The sequence below is a fragment of the Burkholderia sp. MBR-1 genome, from assembly GCF_013822785.1.
GTDB classification, from domain to species: Bacteria; Pseudomonadota; Gammaproteobacteria; order Burkholderiales; family Burkholderiaceae; genus Burkholderia; species Burkholderia vietnamiensis.
The window spans coordinates 187,709-212,548 of record NZ_CP053611.1 but is presented as its reverse complement, the minus strand read 5'-3'; the positions used below and the strand labels follow the sequence as shown (position 1 = coordinate 212,548).

Here is a 24,840-nt window from a genome sequence, read left to right as displayed (position 1 = left end):
TCGGTTGATTTCAGGCATCGTCGACGAGCATGTCGACGATGCGCAATTCCGTGCCGCCGTTCGGCTGCAGCCAGTAGCCGCCGCAGCGGCCGCACGGCTCGCCGCGCGCGGCCAGCGGCACGTCGCAATGACAGTTCAGGCACCACGCGCGGCCCGGCGGCTCCGCGATCTCGATGCGCGCGCCGGCCAGGCAGGTGCCGGGCGCCATCGCGTCGAGCGCGAAGCGCAGCGCGTCGACCTCGACGCCCGCGAGCCGGCCCACTTCGAGCCGCAGCACGTTGACGCGCGCGAAACGCTCGCGCGCGGCGGCTGCCTCGACCGCCGCGAGCACGCCGCCCGCCAGACTCACTTCATGCATGTCGATCGGTTTCCATTCGTATGATCATCGTCGCGCCGAACCGGCGCGGCGGTTTCGAGAGCATAGGCGATGCACGGATCGAACGCGCCCATCAATGCGCCGACGCGCGCCGCGAGCGCGGCATCGCCGCCGCCGTCCGGCCGCACATCGACGCGTGCGAGCGCGTGCGCGAGCGTGCCGTCCGGATGAAAATTCCACTCCGTCGGCGACACCACGCGATAGTCGGCGACGCGCGCGGCGTCGCCGGGCACGAGGCGCACCCAATGGATCAGCACGCCGCGCGCCGTCTCGCACCATGCCAGCGCCTCGCCGGGCGCGAGCGCCAGCGCGCCCGATCGCAGCGCGAACGCGGCCGGACCGCCGGCTGCGAGCCGCGCGAGCTCCGCGACACGCGCGCCGAGCCGCAGCCATGCGCTGTCGTAAGCGGCTGCGTGCGGATCGCCGCAGCGGGTCCAGACGCCGGTTTCGGCCGGCGCGCCGTCCTGTTCGGGCCGCTGCGCGAAGCGCGGGTCGCCCGCGATCGCCGCGCCGATCCGGCGCAGCCGCGCGCGGTCCGCGCCGTCGATACGCAGCGCGCGGGGCGGCATCCGCAGCGCGTCGGCGACCGTGCGGCAGTGCAGCAGCAGCGACGCCGGGAAGCTCGTCGCGCGCGCCGTCCATGCGCTCAGACAGGCGCGCGGATCTTGATCCCAGCGGGCGAGCCAGCCGTCGGCCGGTTCCCCGAGCACGTGACGTTCGATCCATTCGCGCGTGCCGGCCGCCCGTACGTCGGGCAGCGCGCACGGCACACCGCCGACGAGGCGCGCGGGCCAGTCGAGCCAGATCCGGCGCAGATGCTCGGCGATCGTCTCGCGCGCGAGCGTGGCTGAGCGAGCGTCTTCGCCGTCGCGCTCGCCTTCACCACGGCCCGCGTCATGGTCATCGCCCGCGCCGTTGCGATCGACGTTGCCTTTGCCATCGCCTTCGCCGTTGCCACAGCCCGCGCCATCGTCATCGCCCGCGCCATTGCGATCCCCATCGCCTTCGCCACCGCAATCGCCAGCCGCGCCGCCCGCATTCGCATACGCGCCGGCCGCCGTCACGGCAAGCTCGGCGCACAGCGCATGCGCGCGCCCGCAGAGCGAGAACACCGCGGACAGCCGCGGCGCGGCCAGCGCGGCCGGCTGGCCGGCGAGCAGCAGCCCGGCGAGCGGCGGCCGGCCGCCGTCGATGCTCGGCGAGCGGCCCGGGCGCACGACGTATCGCCCGGCCAGCGCGGCGAACCCGGACGTATCTTCGCTCGTGCTCGCGCCGCCCGTCATGCGCCGGCCTCGCGCGTCGCGGGCCGGCGCAGCAGGAACGCGCGCCGGCTCGTGCGCGGTGGCGCGTCGGCGGCCGCGGAGCGCAGCTGGGCGAGCACCGCGCGCGCAGTCGCCACCGCGCTCGCGTGATCGCTGAAGTCGAACATCGGCGAAAACAGCGAACAGCACGCGTGCGCGCCGGCCTGCGGCACGTGCGCGCCGATCCAGTCGAACTCGACGGCGCCCACGCGACGCGCGGCCAGCTGCCCCGGCGACGGGCACGGCTGAGCCGCGCCGTTCGCGCCCGGCAGCCACACGAGGTTCATGAACCACGGCGTGACGAGGATGCCGAGCAGATCGCCGCTGGCATCGCCGCCAGCAGGATACGGCCCGAACGCCACGGCCTCGACCCGCAAGCCGGGATGCACGACCGGCATGCCGAGCATCGTGGTCGCCGCGACCGTCGTGTAGTACGCGACGAGCGCGCCGATGCGCGGATCGGACGATCCGCCCGGCAGGGACGCACGCAACGCATCGCCGTCGCGGGTCGGGCTTCGCGTGGTCAACGTCAGTCCCTCAGCACCATGAATTGCTCCGCATCGCCGTCGCAGGTCGGGCAGCGCCAGTGCGCCGGCAACGCGGCGAACGGCACGCCGGGCGGAATCTGCCAAACCGGATCGCCCTGGCGCGGATCGTAGATCCACCAGCAGATCTTGCATTCGAGCCGCGTATCGGCCGCGATCCGGCTGCGATCGCCGAGATAGCTGCCTTCGAACAGCGCCGCGGTCTGGTTCATGGTCACGCCTCCTCGACCCAGTCGATCAATTGTGCGAGACGCTCGTGCGAGTCGTCGATGTCCTCGGGCGCCGCCTGGACGATTTCGGGCAGATCGGTGATCTCGATCGTGTTCAGGATCAGCGTGTCCTGCGAGTTGAAGTACGCGATGCGCCAGCAATGGACGACTCCGGTGCTGGCGATCCGGCAATTCCCGTAGCCGCGCGACAACACCGACACCGGCCCGCCGCCGAGCACCGCGTCGATGAACGCGCCGTCTTCGGACGACAGCGGCAGCAGCGTCAGGTTGATCACGTGCGGCGCGTCGCCGGCACGCCAGCGGGCGACCTGGTCGCGCACTTCGGTGAGGATCGCCGGCGCGTTCATCACGCCGCTCGGGTGCGTGTCGGACACCGGCAGCTCGGGCGCGGCCGCTGCATGTGCGGCCACGGCCAGCGCGGCCGGCGCGCCGCCGACCTCGATGCGCTCGGCGCGGCCGGCCGGGCCGTCCTCGGCGATGCGCCACACGCCCGCGAACACGGTCTCCTGGATCAGCACGCTGCCGGCGTCGGCGGTGTCGATGCGCGCGCTGACCTCGCCTTCGCCGAGCACCGCGTTCAGGATGCGCAGCGCATCGGCGTCGCAGGCCGTCAGATCGATCGGCGCGGGCTGTTCGCCGCGGCGGCATGCGTCGAGCGCGTCGAGCACGGTGAGCAGGATGCCGCGCACCACGTCGAGCGCACGCGCGTCGGCGCGCTCGGGCAGCGACGGCGCGACGAACGTGTGCATCGCCTGCGGCATCGGCATGTAGTCGAGCACCGCATCGCCTTCGGGCTGGCTGCCCGGACCGAACGGCACGACGGGGACGGGAAAGGTTTTCATCTGCATGGTCGGCGAGCGTGAATTCAGTGGCAGCCGGACGAGCCGCCGGCGACGTTGACGGGAATGCCGATCGACGGCGCGCGCGTGGTCGGGCTGGCGAGCGCGTCGGCGACGCACTTCACGTAGTCGTCCCAGTCCATCATGCCGGACAGCACCGTCACGTACTGGCCGTCGCGCAGCCACAGCAGCGCGGGCCAGCGCAGCGAGCCGAAGCGGCGCGCGATCGCGTTCTCGCCGGCGCGCGTCGCCACCGCCAGCCGCAGCGCCCGGCCGAAGCGGACCGCCGCGACGTGCGCGAGCTCCGGCAGCACGGCTGCGACGTCGAGCGATTCGGGAAACCGCACCGGATCGCCCATCAGCAGCACGACGCACTCGCCGCCGTCGGCGAGCCAGCCGTCGAGCGTGTGCTCGTCGACGAAGGTCGCGTGCGCTTGCTCGATCAGCCGCTGCACGACGGCCGGGCAATCCTGGCCGGCCGCCGCTGCGCTCGGCACATTCGGCACCTCGGCCTGCGTTGCTCCGGGCACGGAGCCGCTTGTTTCGCTCATTTCGATTCCTCAGGAACAGCAAGGCTGCCGGCCGCGCGCTGCGAGCCGCCGACGAGCCGGGTCAATTCATCCACGCCGAGTGCCGACGGCAGCGCGAACGCGGCCGGGCTTGCCGCGCCGCCCTCGCCCGCCATCACCGACTCGATCAGCGCGAGCGTCGCGTCGATTTCGGCCGCGCGTGCGGCGTCGAGCCGTTCGCGCGCCGCATCGATAAACACCAGCAGCCAGTCGCCGGGCGCACACGGCCCGACCAGCGCGGTGTCGACGCGGCGTCGCACGCCGCGGCCGACGCACCATGCATGGCCGGGTTGCGCGTCGACGACCTGCATCGGCAGCCCTATGCACATGACGGCGGCTCCTTGGCGAGCGCGCGCACCAGCACGCGCTCGTCGCCGATGCGGCACGCGTCGGCTTCGCTCGGGCGCTCGCCTTCGTAGCGAGCCAGCGCCAGATGGTGCAGCGTGACGGCTTCGTCGTCGCGCAGCGCGGTGCGCCGCGGCAGCGGCGCGCCGCCCCACTCGCGCAGATACGCGACGCCCGCGTCCAGCGCCCGCTCGAGCGCCGCCTTCACGCACGGACGCAGGCTGCCGCCGTAGTCCTCGATCTCTTCCGGCTGGCAGCCGATCAGCACCACGCGGCGCGGATACTTGCCGGTCAGCTGCGCGAGCATCAGCACTTCCTGGAAGCCGGTCTGGTGCAGGCTCATCTTGCGCACGCCGAGAAACTTCGGCACCTCGTCGTCCTCGACGATCTTCAGCTCGCCGGGCGCGAGGCCGTAGTCGACCGCATCGAAGATCAGCAGGAAGTCGGCCGCCTGCACGTGCTGGATCAGATAAAGGCCCTGCGTGCCGCCGTCCATCAGCGTGACGTTCGGCGCGCATTCGAAGCGCTGCTGCAACGCCTCGATGCAGCGCACGCCGAAACCTTCGTCGGCCCACAGCACGTTGCCGATGCCGAGCGCGACGATCGCGGCGCCGTCCTGCGCCGACGGGATGGTTTGCGGGGAAGTGTCCATCGGTGCGTCAGTCCTTGAACGTGCGGTAGCCGGAGATCATCGAGCCGACCACGCTCTGGCGTCCCATGATGTCCTCGCGGATCGCCGCATACACGTGAAGGATCACGAACAGCAGGATCGCCCACATCCCGAGGTGGTGCCACGTGTGGACGCCTTGCGACTGGCCGAGCAGCGGCCGGATCCAGCCGAACGTGCGTTGCTGCCAGGAGCCGGCCTGCGCGCCTTCGCCGTACAGCGCGAAACCGGTCACGACCATGAACAGCGAGACCGTCAGAAACACGAAGAACATCGCGAAGCGCGACAGCGGATTGTGGCCGCTGTACTGCCGCGGACACGGGCCGAGGAACATGTAGTAGCGCAGCATCCCGAACACGTCGAGCCAGTAGTCGCGCGTGAACACGGGCACCCAGAACATCTCGCGCGCGTGGTGGTTGCCCACCAGCGCCCAGTACGCGCGGCCCGCGAGGCCGACCGCGAACAGGTACGCGGCCGCGAAATGCGCGAACCGGATGTACCCCATCAGGAAATGGGCGCTGGCCTCGCCCGGTTGCGTCGCGAGCGGCGAGCCGATCAGGTAGCCGGTGATCGACAGCACTGCGATCGACGCCGCGTTCATCCAGTGCCAGATGCGCACCGGCGCTTCGTACACGTAGATCGCCTTGGCGGCCGGAACGGTATCGGGCGCGCGGCCGCGCCGCGACTGCGTTTGCATCGTCATCATTCTTCCTTGCCGCGCGGGCCGGCCGAAGCCGGCCGCGACGGCGTCCTGTTGTTACCGGTGGTGCGTCAGGCGACGGTGCGTCGACGCGGGAAGTATCGCCAGCGGCGCTGCACGATCAACGCACCGTGACGGTGGTCATTTCCGCGCCGTCTTCGCTCATCACGTGCGTCGAGCAGGCCATGCACGGATCGAACGAGTGCAGCGAGCGCAGAATCTCGACCGGCTGCTCGGGGTTCGCCATCGGCGTGTTCATCAGGCTCGCCTCGAACGCGCCGATCTGGCCTTTCGCGTCGCGCGGGCCGCCGTTCCACGTGCTCGGCACGACGCACTGATAGTTCTCGATGCGGCCGTCCTTGATCTTGATCCAGTGACCGAGCGCACCGCGCGGCGCGGCGACGGTGCCCACGCCCTTCGCCTCGGCCGGCCACGTCGACGGGTCCCACTTCTCGACGTTGGCGGTCGAGGTGTCGCCGTTGCGGATGTTGTCGACGAGCCGCTGCCAGTCGTCCGACATCATCTCGGCGCAGTACTGCGCTTCGAGTGCGCGCGCGAGCGTGCGGCCGATCGTGGTCGGCAGCAGTTGCTTCGCGCCGAGCGTCGTCTCGGGCAGCCCGAGGAGCTTCGGCATGTCCTGGTTGACCGACTGCAGCGCCGCGTCGATCTGCTCCTTGATCCGCGCGCCGTGCGGGTTGCCCTGCTTCGCATGCGCATAGCCGAGGATGTAGCGCGCGAGCGGCCCGACCTCCATCGCGTGGCCGCGCCAGCGCGGCGCCTTCACCCACGAATACTTCGCGCTTTCGTCGACCGATTCGATCGCCGTGCGCGTGCCCTTCGTGTTCGGTCCGAGCTCGTAGTGCGGCTCGGTCATGCCGTCCCACGGATGCAGGCCGCGGTCGTTGTCGGGGTACTGGTACCACGAATGGGTGACGAACTCCTGCACCTGCTCCGGATCGCGCGCGTCGACCGGCAGGATGTTGTCCCAGTCGCCGTTCAGGATCGCGCCGCCCGGCATCTGGTTGGTGGACGGGTCGTAGTTGACGAGCGGATACGTGCCGTAGTCCATCACGTTGGTGGCGGCGAGGCCCCCGCCATGCAGCCAGCCGCGCGCCTTGTAGATCGTGCCGATCGCGAGCAGATCGGGCACGTAGACGTTGCGGCAGAACGTCTCCGCCTGGTCGATCAGCGAGCGCACGAAGTTCAGGCGCTCCATGTTGATCGGCGCGCCGGCCGCGAGGTCGCCGTCGATGTTGATCGCGCACGGCACGCCGCCGACCAGGTAGTTCGGGTGCGGGTTCTTGCCGCCGAAGATCGTGTGGATCTTGACCCATTCCTTCTGCAGGTCGAGCGCCTCGAGGTAATGCGTGACGGCCATCAGGTTCGCTTCCGGCGGCAGCAGATAGGCCGGGTTGCCCCAGTAGCCGTTCATGAACGGGCCGAGCTGGCCGCTTTCGACGAACTTGCGCAGCCGCGTCTGGATGTCGCGGAAATAGCCCGGCGACGACATCGGATGCGACGGCGACACGCGCTGCTGGAGTTCGGAGGTGAGCTTCGGGTCGGCCTTCAGCGCGGACACGACGTCGACCCAGTCGAGCGCGTGCAGATGATAGAAGTGCACCGCGTGGTCATGCACCTGCAGCGTCTTCGCCATGATCTCGCGGATCAGGTGCGCGTTCGGCGGAATCCGGATGTCGAGCGCGTCCTCGACCGCGCGAACCGACGCCAGCGCGTGGCAGCCGGTGCAGACGCCGCAGATGCGCTCGACGAACGCCCACGCATCGCGCGGGTCGCGGCCCTTGAGAATCACTTCGAGTCCGCGCCACATGGTGCCGGTGGACACCGCGTTGCGGATCACGTTGTTCGAGTCGACGTTCACTTCGACCCGCATGTGGCCTTCGATGCGCGTCACGGGATCGACGACGATCCGGCGTCCGCTGTTGTCGAGCTGAAAACCCTGGGTGGAATAGGCTGTCATGCTGTTGTGTAGTTCCTGTGCGTGTGGGGGCTGCGCGTGGCGTCGGGCGGCTAACGGCTAGCGGCCGTCGCGATCGCGTTTCGAGCTGACGCGCTGAATCGCCGAGGCGGCTGCATGCGCGGCGGCGGCGGCGCCCAGGACGACGGCCGCGGTGCCGCCGATCTTGTCGGCGTTCGCTTCGACGCCGAACTGGTTGATGTGGGTCAGGCGGTCGTAGAACGATCCCTTGTCCCAGAAGCCGTCCTCCGAGCAGCCGATGCAGCCGTGTCCGGCCTGGATCGGGAAGCTCGTGCCGCCGTTCCAGCGCACCGTCGAGCACGCGTTGTAGGTCGTCGGGCCCTTGCAGCCGACCTTGTACAGGCAGTAGCCGCGCCGCGCGGCGTCGTCGTCCCACGCCTCGACGAACTGTCCGGCGTCGAAGTGCGGGCGGCGGTAGCACTTGTCGTGAATGCGCTGGCTGTAGAACATCTTCGGGCGGCCCTGGCGGTCCAGCTCGGGCACGCGGTCGAACGTCAGCATGTAGGTGATGACGCCCGTCATCACTTCCGCGATCGGCGGGCAGCCGGGCACCTTGATGATCGGCTTGTCGGTGATCACCTTGTGGATCGGCACCGCCTGCGTCGGGTTCGGCTTCGCGGCCTGCACGCAGCCCCACGATGCGCAGGAACCCCACGAGATCACGGCCTTCGCGTCCTTCGACACGCGGCGCAGCTGATCGACGAACGGCTTGCCGCCGATGATGCAGCTCATCCCGTCCTGGTTCAGCGGCGGATTGCCCTCGACGGCGAGGATGTAGTTGCCCTTGTACTTCGTCATGACCTCTTCGAGGATCGCCTCGGCCTGATGGCCGGCCGACGCCATCAGCAGATCGTCGTAGTCGAGCGAGATCATCGACAGCACGACGTCCTTCGCGAGCGGATGCGCGGAACGGATGAACGATTCCGAGCAGCACGTGCATTCGAGGCCGTGCAGCCACAGCACCGGCGTGCGGGGCTTCGTTTCCATCGCCTCGACGATCCTCGGCATGAAGGCCGGCCCGAGGCCGAGCGACGTGGCGGTCAACGAGCAGAACTTGAGGAAGCTGCGGCGCGAGATGCCCTGGCGGCGCATGACCTCATAAAACGTTTCAATCACGGTGTGGTTCCTTGATGGCCATCTGGCCGACGGCCCGGCATGCGGGGGCGCTGCCGGAGCGGGCGCCGGAGCGTGGCTTCGGCGTGAATGCCGTGCTTTAAAACAAGAACCGTGCCAGGGGCGCGCCGACACGGTACGGGCAGGCCCACTCGACGCCATTGATCTGTATCAAAAAGGAAAAATCGGCGCCGGGGCCGGTGCGGCGGCGGCGCACGCCGGATGGGCCGGTAGTCACGGCGCATCCGGTTGGCCGGCCAAACTGGCAATGGCGTGACCAGCGCGTTCGCACGGCCGCGCGGCGGCACGCGGCGCCGGGCTCGGCGGCGATGCCCGGCGGCATATGCGCGCGGTCGGGCGTCATTCCGATTGGAACGGAAGTTGCATGAGTCAACGGCTTTGTCGCGCCGCGCGCTCATGTGCCGCTCATGGCGCGCGGTCCAGCAAAGCGGCACAATGCGGGCCGCTGCTGCGCGCGCCATTGGCCATTGCGCGGCAACGCAACCGCTTCGACTCAGAGACGATGGAACTTCCCGTGAACGCCTTCCCCCCGCCGCAGCGACGCTCATGCGCCGCGCCTCTTGCGCCGTCACGCCACGGTGAGCGCGCCGCACCGCACGCGGCAGCCCGTGTACCGTCCGTGCGCCGGCGGCCGTCATGACCGCCCCCGTCCTGCCCGCCGCCGGCGTTCGCGCAAGCGGCGCGCGCGGCAAGCTCGTCCTGCTGCTCGCGGCGCTCGCGGCGTTCAACCTGGCCGCCTGGGGCTGGGCCGTCGCCGTGTTCGGCGGCCAGCCCACGCTGATGGGCGCCTGCGTGCTCGCCTACACGTTCGGGCTGCGCCACGCGGTAGACGCCGACCACATCGCCGCGATCGACAACGTGACGCGCAAGCTGATGCACGAAGGCCGGCGTCCGTTGACCGTCGGGCTGATGTTCTCGCTCGGGCACTCGACCATCGTGATCGTCGCGTCGGCCGCCATCGCGGCCGCGGCCTTCGGGTTGCGCGAGCGCCTCGCCGCGTTTCACGACATCGCCGGCACGATCGGCACGCTCGTGTCGACGACGTTCCTGCTCGCGATCGCCGTCGCGAACCTCGTGACGCTGCATTCGGTCGTCCGCACGCTGCGGCGCGTGAAACGCGGCGAGCGATATGCGGACGCGCATGCCGACACGGCGCTGCACCACCACGGATTTCTCGCACGGCTGCTGCGGCCGGTCCTCCGGATGGTCACGAAAAGCTGGCACATGTACGTGCTCGGCGCGCTGTTCGGGCTGGGTTTCGACACCGCGACCGAGATCGGCGTGCTCGGCATCTCCGCGACCAGCGCGGCGCACGGGATGTCCGCGTGGTCGATCATGGTGTTTCCGGCGCTGTTTACCGCGAGCATGTCGCTCGTCGACACCGCCGACAGCATGCTGATGCTCGGCGTGTACGGCTGGGCGTTCCGCGAGCCGGTGCGCAAGCTCTACTACAACGTCGGGATCACCGCGCTGTCCGCGGCGGTCGCGCTGCTGATCGGCTGCGTCGAGGGCTTCGCGCTGCTCGGCGACACGTTCGGGATCCGCGGCGCGTTCCGCGATGTCGTCGATGCGTTGAACGCGCATCTCGGCGCGCTCGGCTACGCGATCGTCGTGCTGTGCGCGGCGAGCTGGCTCGTGTGCGCGGCGATCTATCGGTTCAGGCGCGGCAGCTTCGCGCCGCTCGCCGAGCACGATCACGGCTAGGCGTCGCGATTTTCAGGGAAGTACGTCGTTGATGTCACACAGAATTCCGCCCGCGCACGCCGATGGCGTGCTGGGCGTGCAGACCGGCCCCGCGCCGAACACCGGCGCCGCATGGGTCGCGACGGCGGCCGGCGCTCGCCGCATCGCGCATGCGGGGGAGGAGCGTTTCGACCGCATCAAGCAGTCGTGTGCGTATCCGGCCGCCGCGGTCGACGCCTGCCGCATCGCGCTCGACCTGCCCGCCGACGCGCGCCCGTCGCTCGTCGCGTGCGTCGACACCGGGCAGGCCGCGCCGCTGCCGCCATATGTCGATACCGTGCCGCAGCTGCGCGTCGAACACGCGCTCTGCCATGCCGCCGCCGGGTACTACTGCTCGCCGTTCGACGAAGCCGCGATTCTCGTCGTCGACGGCCATCGACGCGAGCAAGGCGCGACGCCGTCGTCGCACAGCGTGTGGATCGGCTGGAACGGGCGCATCGAGCCCGTGATGCGCAGCGCGTCGTGCGGCATCGGCGCGCTGTACGAGGCGGTCACCGTCGCGATCGGCTTCGGCGCGCACGAAACCGGCAAGACGATGGGGCTCGCGCCGTATGGCGACGATGCGGCCGCACCGGACCTCGGCGGACGCCTCGATGGCCTGGCCGTGGATTACGGCGCCCGCTGCGACGCCGACGGCGCGCGATTGTTCGGCCTGTCGCCGCTCGCGGGCGCGACGGACGACGCAAGCCTGACCGCGCGCGCCGCGCTCGCCCGCGCGGCACAGCGGGAATGCGAGCGCGCCATGCTGCATCTCGCGCGGGCCGTGCGCGAGATGACCGGGATACGCCGGCTCTGTCTCGCGGGCGAGGTGTCGCTCAACGGGCGCGCCAACGATCTGGTGTGGCGCGACGCAGGCTTCGACGCGGTGTTCGCCGGGCCGGCCGGCGCCGATTGCGGGACGGCGCTGGGCGCGGCGCTGTGGGGGTATCACGGTGTGCAGGGCGTGCCGTTTCGCCCCGGACCGTTTTCTCCGTACGGCGGACGGCCGTACAGCGAGGCGGACGTGGACGCCGCGCTCGCCGCACTGCCCGACCGGGCGCGCTATCGCGACACGCGCGGCACGATCGACGAACTGGCCGAACGCACGGCGGCGCTGCTTGCCGCCGGGCAGTGCGTCGCGCTGCACGCCGGGCGCGCCGAGATGGGCCCGCGCGCGCTCGGCAATCGCTCGCTGTTGATGAGTCCCGCGCACGCGGACGCGCGCGACCGGATGAATCTGCGGGTGAAGCGGCGTGAGGCGTTCCGACCGTTTGCGCCATGCGTTCCGGTGGAGGACGCCGCGCGCTATTTCGAGCTCGACACGCCGAGCCCGTACATGCTGCGGATTTGCGCGGTCCGGCCGCAGTGGCGCGCGCGCCTCGCCGCGATCACGCACGTCGACGGCACCGCGCGGCCGCAGACCGTTTCGCCGCAAGACAACCCGCATCTCCATCGGTTGCTGCGCGCGTTCGAACGCGTGGCCGGCATCCCCGTGCTGCTCAATACGTCGTTCAACGTCGCGGGCGAGCCGCTCGTCGAGACGCCGGCCGATGCGCTGCGCGGCTTCGCGCGCAACGACATCGACGCGCTGTGGATCGGCGACCGGCTGCTCGAGAAACGGTGATGCGGGCGCTCGGGTGGAACGTGCCGCGCACGTGTCAGCCGAACTGCGCAATGCGGCGGCCGATGTAGTTCACCGAGAAGTGCTCGTCGAGATTCTGCGCGCCGCACTTGTCGCGAGCGGGCCAGTTCATCAGGTCGCAGACCTGTTTCCAGCCCGCGTCGGTCCACTCCGTGCCCGTGTGCCATTGCGGGTCGAGCAGCATGTGGTCGAACGGCCACAGGTTGTCGAGGTTGACGCGATGGTCCACCTTGGTGTGCAGCGCGTCGCAGAGCGCGACGTAGTCGATCGGACTCATGTTGAGTTCGCGGAACAGCGACGCGGAGTCGGCCACCTGGTCGGGGCCGCTCAGGCGCAGAATCTGCGCGACGATGCGCTTGATGTCCTGGTTGATGGCCCACTCTCTTTGCGTCACCGAGAGGATATTCACGATGATGTCGTTGATGTCTTGCTTCATGGCGCACTTTCCTTGAGTCACCGGGGCAGCCGCGTCGTTGCTGTGCCGTGCTGTTTCTGTGTTTTGGCGCACTCGCCGGCCGACGCTCTCTCGTCGGCCGGATTCGAGGATTCAAACTGATTGGACTGTTTCTTCAATGACGGCCGGGTGAGCGACACCGAACGGTCAGACGATGAAATCGACGTGACCCGTCGCCAGTCGATAAATGCCGCCGATGATTTTCAGCTTTCGATCCCGCTTTGCGCCTGAAATGATGGTCGAGCGTGCGGACAGATGGCGAACGGAGTCTTTGACGTTCTGTGCAATCGCAGCATCCAGCGGTACGCCGCCGGCCCGCTGCGCTTGTCTGACGGACGGCAACATGGCCATCGCCAGGTCCTGGATCTTTCCGGGGTAAATGGTTCCTTTGGTCTCGATATTGACGGCGGCGCTCACTGCGCCGCACTTGTCGTGGCCGAGCACGAGGATCACCGGGGTTTTCAGTACGGCAACTGCGTACTCGAGGCTTCCCAGCACGTCGTCATTGACGAAATTGCCGGCTACGCGCACCGCGAACAGGTCGCCTCGCGCGCTATCGAACGCGTACTCGGGAGCGATTCGCGAGTCTGCACAGCTCAGGACGGCCGCATAGGGATTCTGTCCGGTACCGAGCGATTCACGCTCGTGTGCGAAGTCGTGACGAAGCATCAGACCTGCGACATAGCGGGCATTGCCTTCCTTCAGCCGGCTGATCGCGGCATCCGGGCTCATCGCATTCAGCGGTTTCGGCAGCGGACGAGTATCGGGCGTCGCGGCGAAACTCGTCAGCGAAGCACCGCTTGCGGCTACACCGAGTGCGGATACGCCTGCCATCCGGATGAATTGTCGGCGGGCCGGATGGTTCGTTGCCGTTTTGCAAGTATCGGATTTACACATGTTCGTTTTTATTCCTGTTGAGTTGAATTGATTGATATGCCGGTGTGTGCATTGAACGACTGCTCGCTTGCTGCGCGCGGAATGCGTGTTCAGTGCCGTATGCAATATGGGATTCCCATACGCTTATCTGATGCGCCCGATATCGTTACCGGAAAATCGACGCTCGCATGCCGGCTCGAACAGCGCGATCGCGATGCAGCAGCACATCGATGCAATAAGGACGGCCCAGAATATTTGCTTCTTCATCAGAGTTTCCAATGATGTCGAGATAAAACGTCTAGCTTTCTTGCGATGCGTGGCTTTTCTTGCTTACCGGCAGATAGCTGTGTTTGCCGGGGTTGCAGAAAATCTGCGATTCATCTACGGCGATGGGTCGCGCCGTTTCCGAACGGCGGTAGCGGCATCGCGACCGATAGCGCCAGCCATTCGGATTGCCCATGCCGCCCGGCGGTCGTTGATTGGTCGGTCGCGCAGATATGCGCCGGTTTAGCGACCGCCAGTCGGTTCGAACCCTCGCAGTCGAGCCGGTATTTCGCTCTTTGCAGAACGCGTGCGAAATGCTGCAGGCTCGATCCAACGCCGGTCGGGAGAGCCTGCGGCGACCGCATTACCACTGATAAGCCATCCCGGCGCCCCACAGCATGTTGTCCGCGCTATAGCTGATGCCGCTTCTGACCTTGATGTTCTGCGTGACGTGCGCCGTAGCGCCGATCGCGACCGCTTGATAACCCTTGTAGTTCGCGGTGCCGACGCCAACCGTGAGGGTCTTGCCGTCACCCACGTCCGGGATCATCGTCAACGCGGTTGCGGCGGCAAGGCCCGAATACGCACCGTGCTCGACCGCACTGATCTGGCTCCTGACGCTGTTCAGCTGGCTTACGTTGACTGCGTCGGTGTCGTGGACACCTGCCGCGACATTGGTGATCCGGCGTTCGTGGCCGGACGACCCGACCGATACCGTGTTCGCCTCGTCAGCGACCGAGCCTGCACCCAACGCGACGGAATTCTGGCCGGACGCCCTCGATTGGTCGCCGAGCGCCGTGCTGCGATCTCCGGACGCGTTCGACTGGTTGCCGAGGGACGTGCTGCGATTTCCCGATGCGTTCGATTGGTTGCCGAGCGCCGTGCTGCGATCGCCCGATGCGTTCGATTGGTTGCCGAGTCCGGTGCTGCCATCGCCGAGAGCCTTCGAGTCCTTGCCGATGGATGTGGCGCCGTCGCCTTCAGCGTCCGAGTTCTTGCCGATGGACGTGCTGCCGTCGCCGAGAGCCTTCGAGTTCTTGCCGTTGGCTGTGGCGCCGTCGCCTTCAGCGTCCGAGTTCTTGCCGATGGACGTGCTGCCGTCGCCGAGAGCCTTCGAGTTCTTGCCGTTGGCTGTGGCGCCGTCGCCTTCAGCGTCCGAGTTCTTGCCGATGGACGTGCTGCCGTCGCCGAGAGCCTTCGAGTTCTTGCCGTTGGCTGTGGCGCCGTCGCCTCGGGCGAACGAGTCCTTGCCGTTGGCTGTCGCGCCGTCGCCATCGGCGAACGAGTTCTTGCCGTTGGCTGTCGCGCCGTCGCCATCGGCTAACGAGTTCTTGCCGTTGGCTGTCGCGCCATCGCCTCGGGCGAACGAGTCCTTGCCGTTGGCTGTCGCGCCATCGCCTCGGGCGTACGAGTCCTTGCCGTTGGCTGTCGCGCCGTCGCCTTCGGCGTACGACTCCTTGCCGTTGGCTGTCGCGCCGTCGCCTTCAGCGTCCGAGTTCTTGCCGTTGGCTGTCGCGCCGTCGCCATTGGCGGTCGAGTCCTTGCCGTTGGCTGTCGCGCCGTCGCCATTGGCGTACGACTCCTTGCCGTTGGCTGTCGCGCCGTCGCCATTGGCGATCGAGTCCTTGCCGTTGGCTGTCGCGCCGTCGCCATTGGCGATCGAGTCCTTGCCGTTGGCTGTCGCGCCGTCGCCATTGGCGATCGAGTCCTTGCCGTTGGCCATCGCTTCGCTGGCAAACGGCCCGACGACAATACCCGCAAGCAGCAGCAATGTGACACCGACACGCGAAAGCGTGAATGCATTCTGCCGCCGCCTCAAAGTGCCTTGACTGCATCCCGCTGCACATTCCGCCCCCACACCACACGCATTTACCGACTCACACCAATCCACATTGCAATTCTTGCTCAAAATACCCTCGCTCAATTAGCCACTTTAAAAAAATCACCACACCAATCGAAACCAACGCGTCAGCGATTCACTCCTTTACTCGATAGCGAGTCACATCGCACGCTCAGTTCCGCACGAGCTTCGGCGTTTTCTCCGGCAATCGAACAGCAAGCTGGCTAGAGTCGATCGGCCAAGTCCGCGGTGCGGTGTACCGCGGGAGCTTCAACGGTCGCGTCGTAACGCAGTTTCTACTCGCATCGCGCCCGCCACTTTCCGGGCGTACGCGCTCCGGGTAGTACTACGCAGAAGTTCGCAAGGCGACGCGCACGACGCAAGCGACATTCGAAAAAGCTCTCCCGCCTTGCAGCCGGCGCGATGACTCAGAACTATCCATTAACGAGGGCGTCCGCAGCGCCCCGGTTCCGCCACCGGACAAACGCAAGCCAGACTAATGAATGTTGCCCGGCGGCCCAATACGCGGCGAATGTCAGGCTGCGCTCACGAAAGCCCATCGACCAGAAATTCGTCGCGACGCACGTCGCACAGCCATTTCGGCGTTCGGCCTCTGCCGTTCCACGTCTGGCCCGTCACCGGATTCCGATATTTCGCTGGCGCCGGTTCACGCCGGGTGGTCGGTGGCCGGCGACGAGCGCCTTGCGGAAAGATCTGCTCCGGTCGAATTTGATACGTCCGCACGGTCTGTCGAATTTCTGAAACGATCGCAGAGATTTCGCGCGCTCTCGCTGCTTCGGCTTCCTGGGTGAGCGCGTCAATCTGTGCCTTCAATTCCTCATAAGTTGCCACAACACCCTCCAGATAATTAGCGTTTCGACGCGCCATTCGATTTTCCCGCGACACCAGTCGGCGCGGCACGCGCGATGCACGCGTCGAAACGTACTGAATAAAAAGGCGATCGCCGAACCGGCGATCGCAAAGCCACCTTGCTCCGCGGGGGATCGGAGCGTCGTAGGTGACGGCCTAAAAATATCCTTTAATCAATCGGCGTTCCAATGTCGGGCGGCGGCGACCGCGTACAACCCGATATATTGGGGTGCATCCCACATACGCGACGGATACAAGTCCGGCGATCCTGAGCGCACCAACTTCAAAATCAACGTTTCGCCAGAGAAACCGAAGAAATCGTCATTTCCACCACACCGCGATTTCATACCACGCCGTCTTCGATAATATTCTCGCCTGAAAGTCAAACGATGACGGCAGCCGCCGCCCCGAATCGCGCCCTGTCCTAATGGGGCAATCGCGGCAGGAAGATTCAAATACGTCACCGCAAAACGACCAAGACCAGACCAAACCAGGATAATGGTCGATCCGCAAACGGAGTAGCGCCATGCCAACGAAACAGCAGTCTACTTGAGCGAGAAACGCCGAGCCGTGAGGAATATATGATCGATATATGAATAATTCTGATTTCACATCAACCGCCCCGGCCTGACGCGGCGTCCGCCCCGTCAGGCCGGGGGCGTTGACGACCAACGCGCTCGCGAACGGGCATTTTGTAAGACCAACATACTGCCGGGCGACATTCGACGCACATCAAGCGCTTCAGATATTAAGCCGACGCCCCTTCTGACGGTTCATCAGCGGCACCTTACGATTCAGAATTGCTGCCTCGCATTATTCCGCCTCATGTCTCGCTCTGTTTAGCAGCGAATATCACAATTGTGAAATTTTTACCGCCCCCGTAAAGACGGTGTTCCACGCCCGTAGCCGTGAATGACACATCAATCCGCCGGACATGAACCACCGAATGATTAAGCTGCATGAGGTGCGGCACCCCTGAATCAGAAACGCTTCAGAAATTTTTCAGAATCAGGCCGCACCAGTCAAATGCCCACAGCTGTTGCATCCCGCGCGGCGCCTAGTTTTCGCCCGGTGCGCTACACCGCAACGGTGTATCGCGTCTTGCGTGTCGATACCATCGGGCGCCGAAGTAACAGTCCGATAACCGAAAAGCTCGCGCAGTCCGAAATACCAGCCGTCCTTCCTTCAGCACGACGAACGTCAGCATGTACAATATGGTTAATTTTCGTCAACGTGAGGCTTCCACGTCTGCCAGTGCAACAGACACGGAAAGGCCGCTGCAATATCAGGTTCGGAGAGTCGATTCACGGCTTCCGCCTCGTACAGCAATGCAGTTGGAAGCACATCAAAAATAGTATGACCATTACCTTAACCGACAGAATTCGACGCCCAAGCGGTCCGTTTTGTCCTTCCCCTGTAGGGGCACAATGACGGACGAAAGCCAAAAACCCGGTCTTGCCGCCGATTCGCTCCCGTTTCATCTCGACGAGCGGATGTTGAGCAATCCAGCGACCGGCGACCAGAAGTTTCTGTCACGCAACGAAGCGCGCTTGTTGGGATTGCTGCTGGAAGGGCCGCAGACCAAAGAAGCGCTGATTCATCGCGTTTGGGGCGAACTCGGTGTTGTCGTGACGGACGCGAGCTACTACCAGCTGGTCACGCAGGTAAGAAACAGCTTCGAAGAACTCAGTTTGTCCAGGAAGATTCTTCGGACTATTCCGCGGTATGGGCTCGAACTCGTGCCAAATCGTGCCGAACTCGACGATGAGTCGCTCGACGATGAGCCCGAACGCGGTGAAATCGACACACCAGCGGAAAACGCAGGCGTCGCGTCAGCACCGGACGCCTCGTGTGCGGATCAGCAATCCGTTCCGGAGCCGGCTGCCGCAGGTGCGGAGAACGACAGCGTTGGCCCGACGACGGCAAGCGCTGAAGCAAAGCCGACGCCGCGCGGCCGATTCGGCCTCTTGTCGCAGATCGCGCGAGCGCGATACCTGGCGATACTGCTCGCAACGATGGGCGTAGCGCTGATCAGCGTCTATTTGAGCGTATCGTACACACGAGCCCCATCCGGGAAAAAGTCGAAGCCATGGATAGAGCGCAATGTATCGGGCATGCGAGTATATGTGCGGGATTCGGCGCTGTCGTCAGAGTTGATCGCCTTCTATATATCGAAGGCACACCCGGAAAATCAATGCGATTCCGAACCGCGGAGCTTTGATTATTATTTTGAGGAAACACCCTCAGTGATGCAAATGCTCGTTTACGAACCCCAAACCCGGCTCCCATGCGTTACCTATTATTTTTACTGACTGCGGCCGTCACGATCGCTGCATCATATGGCGTTTACATACGCCTCACGGCAGGCGACATCAAGAAAGATTCCCTCATTGAATGCGAGGGAAAGACGATATCCATGTCGGGTAACGATGGCGTGATAATGCATACGCTCGTCTATTCAGTATCGCCCGCAGACGGCAGCGCGCAGTTCCGCTACATGGATGCCAATGGACATGCGTCGGCGATAAGGCAGATTCGACTCGGCCAGACTTCGGTAAAAGCTTCACGCGAGCGCATCCTGTTGTCTGGCGTCGTCACGGACTTTTCCGGTTCGGGCGACCTGCCCAAAGACGATCCGTTTCTGATACAAATTCATAAAGGCAACTCCATACTGTTCGATATGAATCTGTTCAAGGACAGGGTCTGGAACGTAGGAATCGGATCGCTCGATCTTGGTTATTGCATCATGTATAAGTGAGCGAGTTCGCTGAATCGTCGCGCAATGCGCTCGTGGATCTGAACTGTGTGCCTATCATTCCAAATCGCCGTGCCATCAAACCAGATCCGCGACTTCTTCATCGCGTGCTTCGTCGTGCGGACTTGCAGCCGGCGTTCCGGCAGGGTGCGCGACCGGGGCAAGGTCACCGCGACAACCGATGCGCGGGCAATGGGTGTTGTAACAGCGCACCTGGAACACATCGGCAGACCCCGAATTCGGCATGCAGCGAACCGCCTGCATGCCCTCGAACTCGTCAGGCGACGCCGACGCATCCGCATCGATCGGCCGCCCCGAGCAGCAGATGCTGTCCTTCGCCCTACGCAGACGCAAGCGGGACACGGTCGTCAACGCGAACACGAAAACGCAGACGCCCAACAGCATCGCCTCGATCAGCAATACAAACGTGACGATCAACCAGCCGTCGAGCAGGTCGACGCACCAGAGCGAAACCAACAGCACGCAGAGAATCACGAAGACTGCGGGCACGACGAACAGCACCCATCGCGAAGTCTTGTCCCATGCATCATCGGCGTGCCATCGCGTGGAAGATGGAAAACGGGTCGACGTCGTTTGATCGAGCATTTCAAACCTCCGATCGGCGTCGTTCGAGATCGAGCGACACCGCTAACTGATCCGTCAATGGACAGAGCAAGAAGTCCAGCGACATGTCGCCGGTGATGTCTTCATGCGTGTCGAGGGTGGTGGAACGAGGCTCGGCCCGACGTGCCGCCGCTCACCGCTGAAGTGCCCCGCTCGGTGCCGCGCTCGCTGCACGCCACTCACGAGCCGCTCACCAGCCACTTGCCCGGCGCGCGATACGGTATAGCTTCGACCTGGCTTGAGCTCGCTTCGATAACGACATGCCAGGTGGCTTGTCACGACAGTGCGTACTTCGCAGCAGGGCTCGCAAGTGCCAAAGCTGTTCGAGCGACTCGCGACAGGCAACGGTTGCCGGCATCTATCGCCGCAGCGACGCCGCCGTAGTTCGCGGGCAGGATTCGGTGTTGACGACACGCGTTGTGGATCATTGCGAAGCGCTGCGCGTGGTTCTACGAGCTGTGAGTCAACTATCGCGCGGGTACTCACCCGGCTTGGCGAGGATGTGGAGAATGCCCTCGCCCGGCAAACCGATCATTCAAGGCCATGTCGCGGGGCCCCACTGCGTCACGTTTCGCGGACATACGCGAGGAGCAGACCACCACCACATACGCGCTCTGCAACGCCGACGCTGGCGTCTCGACCGTACGGTCGATTGCCAGCGTCGAGCGTCGCAGCCGGCGACTTACCACTGATACGACGCGCCCGCACCCCAGACATAATTGCTGCTGCTGTAGCTCACGCCGGCTCGCACCTTCAGGTTCTGCGTAATGCGTGCGGTAGCACCGAGCGCGGATGCCTGATACCCCTTGTAGTTCGCGGTGCCGATACCGACCGCCAGCGTCTTCGCCGCGTCGACGTCCGGAATCATCGTCAGTGCCGTTGCCGCTGCAATACCGGAGTACGCATCACGCGCGACCGAGTTGATCTGGCCTTGCATGCTCGACAACTGGTTCTGGATGCCGGAAACGGTGGCGTTCAACTGCCCGACGTTCACTGCATCCGTATCGGCCACGCCCGCTGCGAGGTTGGTGACGCGGCGCTCATTGCCGGACGAACCGACCGACACCGTATTGGCCTCGTTCGCGACGGAGCCCGTTCCGAGCGCCACCGAATTCGAACCCGATGCGACAGCGCCCTCGCCCATCGCGACGCTGCGCTCGCCCGTCGCGCTGGCGTTCGTGCCGTACGCCGAGCTGTGCGAGCCCGCCGCAACCGCACCCGAGCCGGTCGCGACGCCGTTCGTGCCGGACGCAACCGAATTCACGCCAAGCGCGGTACTGCCTTCGCCGGTCGCCGCCGAGCTCGCGCCGAATGCCGTGCTGCTGTCGCCGGAGGCAACCGAGCTTGAGCCGTTCGCCGTGCTATTGGTGCCCGAGGCCGTCGAGTTGTTGCCCGTGGCCGTCGTGCCGTCCGCCATTGCCGAAGCCTTCTCACCGGTTGCGGTGGAGCCCACACCGGATGCGGTCGAGTCGGTGCCGGTCGCGGTGCTGTTCTCACCGGTCGCTGTCGAGTTCGTACCCGTCGCCGTGCTGTTGTCGCCCGATGCGATCGACTCCGTACCGGTCGCCGTCGTCTTGTTGCCGGATGCGGTCGAGTCGGTGCCGGTTGACGTGCTGTTCTCGCCGGTCGCCGTCGAGTTCGTGCCCGTCGCCGTGCTGTTGTCGCCCGATGCGATCGACTCCGTACCGGTCGCCGTCGTCTTGTTGCCGGATGCGGTCGAGTCGGTGCCGGTCGCGGTGCTGTTCTCACCGGTCGCCGTCGAGTTCGTACCCGTCGCCGTGCTGTTGTCGCCCGACGCGGTGCTGCTGTCGGGAGACACGGCGGCGTTCTCGCTCGCGGCGCTCTCCAGGCCGACTACCGCTGTGCTGAGCGACGACACTTGCGACGTCAGCACGTCGTACTGCGCGGCGAAGTCCTGCTGCAGAGTGTGCACTTGCGAGCCATTGACCGCATCCGTGCTGGTAGCCGAAATCGTACCGGCCGCGACGTTCGTCAGTAGGACTGCGTTCGTGGCGCCTACCCCGCCGAGCGTGATGAATGCCCGCGACGAATCGTCATAAGACACGGCGTTGCCCATCGACGTCTGGAGACCGTTTATAGTCGCGCCGAGATCGCTCAGGTTCGCGTTGACCGTGCTGAGTCTCGTCGACAGCGTCGCGACCTCGTCCGCAGTGCCAAGCAGCGACGTGGACAACGACGACACGTCACGTTCGCTCGATGACAACCCTGTCGACAGCGAAGTCAGGCTGTTCGACGTCGTGGTCGACAGAGAATGCAGTTGGCTGACGTTGACGGCGTCCGTATCCTCGACGCCGGCGGAGATACCCGTCAGCGTACGCGTTCCTTCGCTGCCCGCGAAATCCACCGTGCGGCCGGTCGACTCGGCGCCGACGCTGATTGCACCGGTCGTCGCATCCTGCGTCACGACGCTCGTGCCGGTTGACAGCATGCTGGTCGAAAGCGATGCAATGCTCTCCGCCGTCGACGTCGACAACGACGTGATGCTGTTTGCCGTCGAAGTCGACAAGGATGCAAAGCCATTGTTCGTCGAAGTCGACAACGATGCAATGCTGCCGCTTGTCGACGTCGACAACGAGGCGAGGCTGTTTGCCGTCGAATCCGACAACGATGCGATGTCGCCAGCCGTAGAAGTAGACAACGATGCGATTTCGCTGGCCGTGGAAGTAGACAGCGAACTGACGCTGCTCGCAGTCGACGTCGACAGCGAGTTCAGCTGCGACATGTTGACGGCGTCGGTCGACCGGACACCGGCAGCCACACCGCTGAGCAATATGCCATCGGTTGCATTCGACATCGTCAATACGTTGCCATTCGCTCCGCCCGTGCGGAAGTAAATCTTGCCAGCATTGCCGTCGAGAACGACCTGCGTATCGTCCGCGGTCAACCCGACCCAATCGGTCGATCCACCGGGCGTCAAGCCATTGATCCAGGCTGCCGAATTACAGCCGTTGGACAGCACGCCACCGTTGCCGCTGACGTTGTTGGTGCCGCCCTTGTACGTCAAACACAAGCCAGTATTCGATGCAGCGTGCGCCTCGGGGGCAAACGGTCCGACCATGCCGAGCGCAAGCAATGCTGCCGCACCCAGAAGCGTCACCTTCAAAAAGCGCTTCGTTTCGAGCGCAGGCTCGACGATCTTCGACGTTCCGCCAGCGTGCCCTACTGCGTTCTCCGACACTGCAAGCCACGTACGCGTCGCTTCGCACCACACCGTTTTGTAAATCTTGTTCATGCAATCCTCCCACGAATTTAGTTCGTAGTGCTACGTTGATGGCGGACACACATGACTCGAATCGAGCCGGAAGCGTCGTCAACGACACGGTCAGAACATGGAATTAACCCGGCACATCGGATTAATCGAGAAGGCTCGCCAAGGACAGAATGTCTTCACATCACCCCGCGAGATCTAGACTCAAAGATATCGAGATACAGAAAATCAGAATATCTCAATTGTTCTAATTTTCCGTACACGTCCGAATCCGCAGCGACACAAGTACGTATGTACGAACGGCAACCGACAGATGGATATCGACGCGAGCCTGCAGCGACTCAGGTCACGAAGCCGAAACAGGGATCAGATGATAGAAGCGCAGCAAGCTGTCGACAGTCGCCCTTGAAGAGCTACGAGCACGCGCGTCGACGACACCTCAGGCAGACCGGCGATTTTCCATTGAACCGGTCGTGTATTTCCACGGGCTGCGCCTGGCACGCGCGCTTCGCCGCACCTGCACGCGCAGGGACGCGTACCTCGGATCGGTCGCACCGCTGGCAAATGGAGTTCAAACCGAAGAGTGAACCAGATCCGCGACTGGCGGCGAAACGCCTTTCATCGCTGCTCGATCGCTATCCAATCGACGCCGCGCTTCATGCGAAGCCCGGATACACGATGTTCCAACTTGGTGGGCATGAACACGCGTTGAATCACGCGCACTCCGCATTGCGCTCACGAACGCCGGCGCATTGCTGCGAGCGATGTTTTCGCCGACATCCCGGTGCGGGACTTGACACAACAGCGTACTCGACGCGTTGCATTGCGGCGCCTTGATCGTATGAACGGAGCAGCGGCACATGCGGCGGCGTCACGCCGCCGCGTTACTGCGGTACCTCGGGTTCCCGGAACTCGTTGCGAGCGACAAGCGGGCATAGCGCCTCACGACAAGAGCCTCATGACGACCCGCGCCCGTCGGCACAAGCAAGCAAGGCTTGCGCGTTCATCGGCTTGAACAGCGCGTCGCCCTGCAAGTCGATGTGGCGGTACTTTCGCAGGAATTCGAGCTGGCTTGCGCTGTCGACGCCGGACACAGTCAAGGTCAAGCGCAGGTCATGTGCAAGGCGCGACACGCTCGACAGAATAGCCTCGGCCGTCGTCGACTGCGGCAAGCGCGCGGTGAACGGCTCGCTGAACTTCACGCCCGTCACCGGCAACACCAGCAACGTCGACATCGCCGTGTGGTGCGCGCAGAAATCGCTCAACACGATGCCGAATCCCTTTCGTCGCAAACGTTTGAGCGTGTCGAGCAACGACTGCGATTCCTCGCGCTCGGGCATCTCCGGAATGTCGAGCGTCAACTGCGCCGGCGCCACGCCGAATTCCGCGACCGACCGCGCCAGATGCTCCGACATTCCGTCGGCACACAGCCGCGCGCCCGACAGCCTCAGCGAGATCGGCAGCGCGCCACTGCGCTGCTTGTACCACTGGCCCAACTGCCGGCACACCTCACGCACGACATATTCGCTGATGCTCGCCGATACGCCCAGCCGATCTGCAATCGCGTACGAAACTGCCTGACTCAATGCACCCCATCGCGGGTGATGCCATGTCGCCATCGCTTCCGCGCCGGTCACGGCCGCCGACCACGTCGAAACGATGGGCTGGTAATCGATTGCGAACTCACCGAGCTCGATCGCCTGCTCGAGCTCGGCCGCCCGGAACGGGAAGTCGACCTCGTGCTCCCAAGCGGTCCATGCGTCCCGATGATGCGGGATGCCCGCTCCCATGTTGCTCTCCCAAAGACGCCGTTATCGACGGGCCGCGATTGCGGCGCCTCATGTCCGTCGCGCGCGACGTCG

General features: G+C 65.2%; 23 protein-coding genes. 5 read left to right on the top strand and 18 right to left on the bottom strand.

The genetic code is table 11. The features are described from left to right. Positions 1-10: 10 nt before the first annotated feature. From MBR110_RS25425 to MBR110_RS25375, 11 genes are all read right to left on the bottom strand, one after another. On the bottom strand, positions 11-358 hold the full coding sequence (locus MBR110_RS25425; RefSeq protein ID WP_011880072.1) for a hydrogenase maturation nickel metallochaperone HypA/HybF: 348 nt from the start codon (positions 356-358) through the stop codon (positions 11-13). Then, a complete protein-coding gene (locus MBR110_RS25420) occupies positions 346-1,659 on the bottom strand; it encodes a hydrogenase maturation factor HoxV/HupK (protein ID WP_176315212.1) in 1,314 nt (437 codons plus the stop codon). The genes MBR110_RS25425 and MBR110_RS25420 overlap by 13 nt, the downstream gene beginning before the upstream one ends. Continuing rightward, positions 1,656-2,204, bottom strand: a complete 549-nt coding sequence (gene hybE / locus MBR110_RS25415; RefSeq protein WP_081064240.1) for a [NiFe]-hydrogenase assembly chaperone HybE — start codon at positions 2,202-2,204, stop codon at positions 1,656-1,658. Before hybE ends, MBR110_RS25420 begins: the two co-directional genes overlap by 4 nt. A gap of 2 nt (positions 2,205-2,206) precedes the next feature. Beyond that, entirely contained in the window at positions 2,207-2,434 is a 228-nt protein-coding gene (locus tag MBR110_RS25410) for a rubredoxin (RefSeq protein ID WP_011880069.1), read from the bottom strand. 2 nt (positions 2,435-2,436) lie between these two features. Beyond that, on the bottom strand, positions 2,437-3,300 hold the full coding sequence (locus MBR110_RS25405) for a hydrogenase expression/formation protein (protein ID WP_059897270.1): 864 nt from the start codon (positions 3,298-3,300) through the stop codon (positions 2,437-2,439). A gap of 17 nt (positions 3,301-3,317) precedes the next feature. Next, positions 3,318-3,842, bottom strand: a complete 525-nt coding sequence (locus tag MBR110_RS25400) for a hydrogenase (RefSeq protein WP_014725813.1) — start codon at positions 3,840-3,842, stop codon at positions 3,318-3,320. Beyond that, complete coding sequence (locus MBR110_RS25395; protein WP_059561329.1) at positions 3,839-4,189, bottom strand: HypC/HybG/HupF family hydrogenase formation chaperone; 351 nt, start codon at positions 4,187-4,189, stop codon at positions 3,839-3,841. The genes MBR110_RS25400 and MBR110_RS25395 overlap by 4 nt, the downstream gene beginning before the upstream one ends. After that, positions 4,180-4,857, bottom strand: a complete 678-nt coding sequence (locus MBR110_RS25390; RefSeq protein WP_014725812.1) for a HyaD/HybD family hydrogenase maturation endopeptidase — start codon at positions 4,855-4,857, stop codon at positions 4,180-4,182. The genes MBR110_RS25395 and MBR110_RS25390 overlap by 10 nt, the downstream gene beginning before the upstream one ends. A 7-nt stretch (positions 4,858-4,864) precedes the next feature. Next, positions 4,865-5,575 carry a Ni/Fe-hydrogenase, b-type cytochrome subunit gene (gene cybH / locus MBR110_RS25385; protein WP_011880064.1) on the bottom strand — a complete coding sequence of 237 codons (711 nt, stop codon included), beginning with the start codon at positions 5,573-5,575 and terminating at the stop codon, positions 4,865-4,867. Between the two features lie 118 nt (positions 5,576-5,693). Then, a complete protein-coding gene (locus tag MBR110_RS25380) occupies positions 5,694-7,550 on the bottom strand; it encodes a nickel-dependent hydrogenase large subunit (RefSeq protein WP_011880063.1) in 1,857 nt (618 codons plus the stop codon). A gap of 57 nt (positions 7,551-7,607) precedes the next feature. Then, the gene (locus MBR110_RS25375; RefSeq protein WP_034192889.1) at positions 7,608-8,681 is read right to left on the bottom strand and encodes a hydrogenase small subunit; all 1,074 of its coding nucleotides are present in this window, start codon (positions 8,679-8,681) and stop codon (positions 7,608-7,610) included. Between the two features lie 657 nt (positions 8,682-9,338). Between MBR110_RS25375 and MBR110_RS25370 the strand changes: the two genes are divergently transcribed. After that, on the top strand, positions 9,339-10,406 hold the full coding sequence (locus tag MBR110_RS25370; protein WP_059694206.1) for a HoxN/HupN/NixA family nickel/cobalt transporter: 1,068 nt from the start codon (positions 9,339-9,341) through the stop codon (positions 10,404-10,406). Between the two features lie 31 nt (positions 10,407-10,437). Further along, positions 10,438-12,048 carry a carbamoyltransferase C-terminal domain-containing protein gene (locus MBR110_RS25365; protein WP_059463617.1) on the top strand — a complete coding sequence of 537 codons (1,611 nt, stop codon included), beginning with the start codon at positions 10,438-10,440 and terminating at the stop codon, positions 12,046-12,048. Between the two features lie 34 nt (positions 12,049-12,082). Here the strand turns inward: MBR110_RS25365 and MBR110_RS25360 are convergent, their stop codons facing one another. Beyond that, the gene (locus tag MBR110_RS25360; RefSeq protein WP_014725807.1) at positions 12,083-12,502 is read right to left on the bottom strand and encodes a hypothetical protein; all 420 of its coding nucleotides are present in this window, start codon (positions 12,500-12,502) and stop codon (positions 12,083-12,085) included. Between the two features lie 165 nt (positions 12,503-12,667). Further along, positions 12,668-13,417 carry a carbonic anhydrase gene (locus MBR110_RS25355; RefSeq protein WP_034192777.1) on the bottom strand — a complete coding sequence of 250 codons (750 nt, stop codon included), beginning with the start codon at positions 13,415-13,417 and terminating at the stop codon, positions 12,668-12,670. A 67-nt stretch (positions 13,418-13,484) separates the two neighbouring features. On the opposite strand from MBR110_RS25355, the gene MBR110_RS25350 reads away from it, so the two are divergent. After that, positions 13,485-13,907 (top strand): hypothetical protein, encoded by a 423-nt coding sequence (locus MBR110_RS25350; RefSeq protein WP_175562444.1) that lies wholly within the window; start codon positions 13,485-13,487, stop codon positions 13,905-13,907. Between the two features lie 117 nt (positions 13,908-14,024). Here MBR110_RS25350 and MBR110_RS25345 read toward each other — a convergent pair whose 3' ends face one another. Both MBR110_RS25345 and MBR110_RS25340 read right to left on the bottom strand, forming a co-directional pair. Then, complete coding sequence (locus MBR110_RS25345; protein WP_181709661.1) at positions 14,025-15,431, bottom strand: YadA family autotransporter adhesin; 1,407 nt, start codon at positions 15,429-15,431, stop codon at positions 14,025-14,027. A 615-nt stretch (positions 15,432-16,046) separates the two neighbouring features. Further along, positions 16,047-16,352, bottom strand: a complete 306-nt coding sequence (locus MBR110_RS25340) for an H-NS histone family protein (protein WP_014725802.1) — start codon at positions 16,350-16,352, stop codon at positions 16,047-16,049. A 1,445-nt stretch (positions 16,353-17,797) separates the two neighbouring features. Between MBR110_RS25340 and MBR110_RS25335 the strand changes: the two genes are divergently transcribed. Both MBR110_RS25335 and MBR110_RS25330 read left to right on the top strand, forming a co-directional pair. After that, positions 17,798-18,682 carry a winged helix-turn-helix domain-containing protein gene (locus MBR110_RS25335; RefSeq protein WP_176327364.1) on the top strand — a complete coding sequence of 295 codons (885 nt, stop codon included), beginning with the start codon at positions 17,798-17,800 and terminating at the stop codon, positions 18,680-18,682. A gap of 128 nt (positions 18,683-18,810) precedes the next feature. Further along, on the top strand, positions 18,811-19,128 hold the full coding sequence (locus MBR110_RS25330; protein ID WP_014725801.1) for a hypothetical protein: 318 nt from the start codon (positions 18,811-18,813) through the stop codon (positions 19,126-19,128). Between the two features lie 75 nt (positions 19,129-19,203). On the opposite strand, the gene MBR110_RS32305 is transcribed toward MBR110_RS25330, so the two are convergent. The 3 genes from MBR110_RS32305 to MBR110_RS25315 all read right to left on the bottom strand — a co-directional run bounded on the left by MBR110_RS32305 (position 19,204) and on the right by MBR110_RS25315 (position 24,768). After that, the gene (locus MBR110_RS32305) at positions 19,204-19,731 is read right to left on the bottom strand and encodes a hypothetical protein (RefSeq protein WP_014725800.1); all 528 of its coding nucleotides are present in this window, start codon (positions 19,729-19,731) and stop codon (positions 19,204-19,206) included. Positions 19,732-20,431: 700 nt separating this feature from the next. Further along, positions 20,432-23,002, bottom strand: a complete 2,571-nt coding sequence (locus MBR110_RS25320; RefSeq protein ID WP_181709660.1) for a YadA-like family protein — start codon at positions 23,000-23,002, stop codon at positions 20,432-20,434. Positions 23,003-23,934: 932 nt separating this feature from the next. Continuing rightward, positions 23,935-24,768, bottom strand: a complete 834-nt coding sequence (locus tag MBR110_RS25315) for an EAL domain-containing protein (RefSeq protein ID WP_059897260.1) — start codon at positions 24,766-24,768, stop codon at positions 23,935-23,937. Between the last annotated feature and the right edge of the window lie 72 nt (positions 24,769-24,840).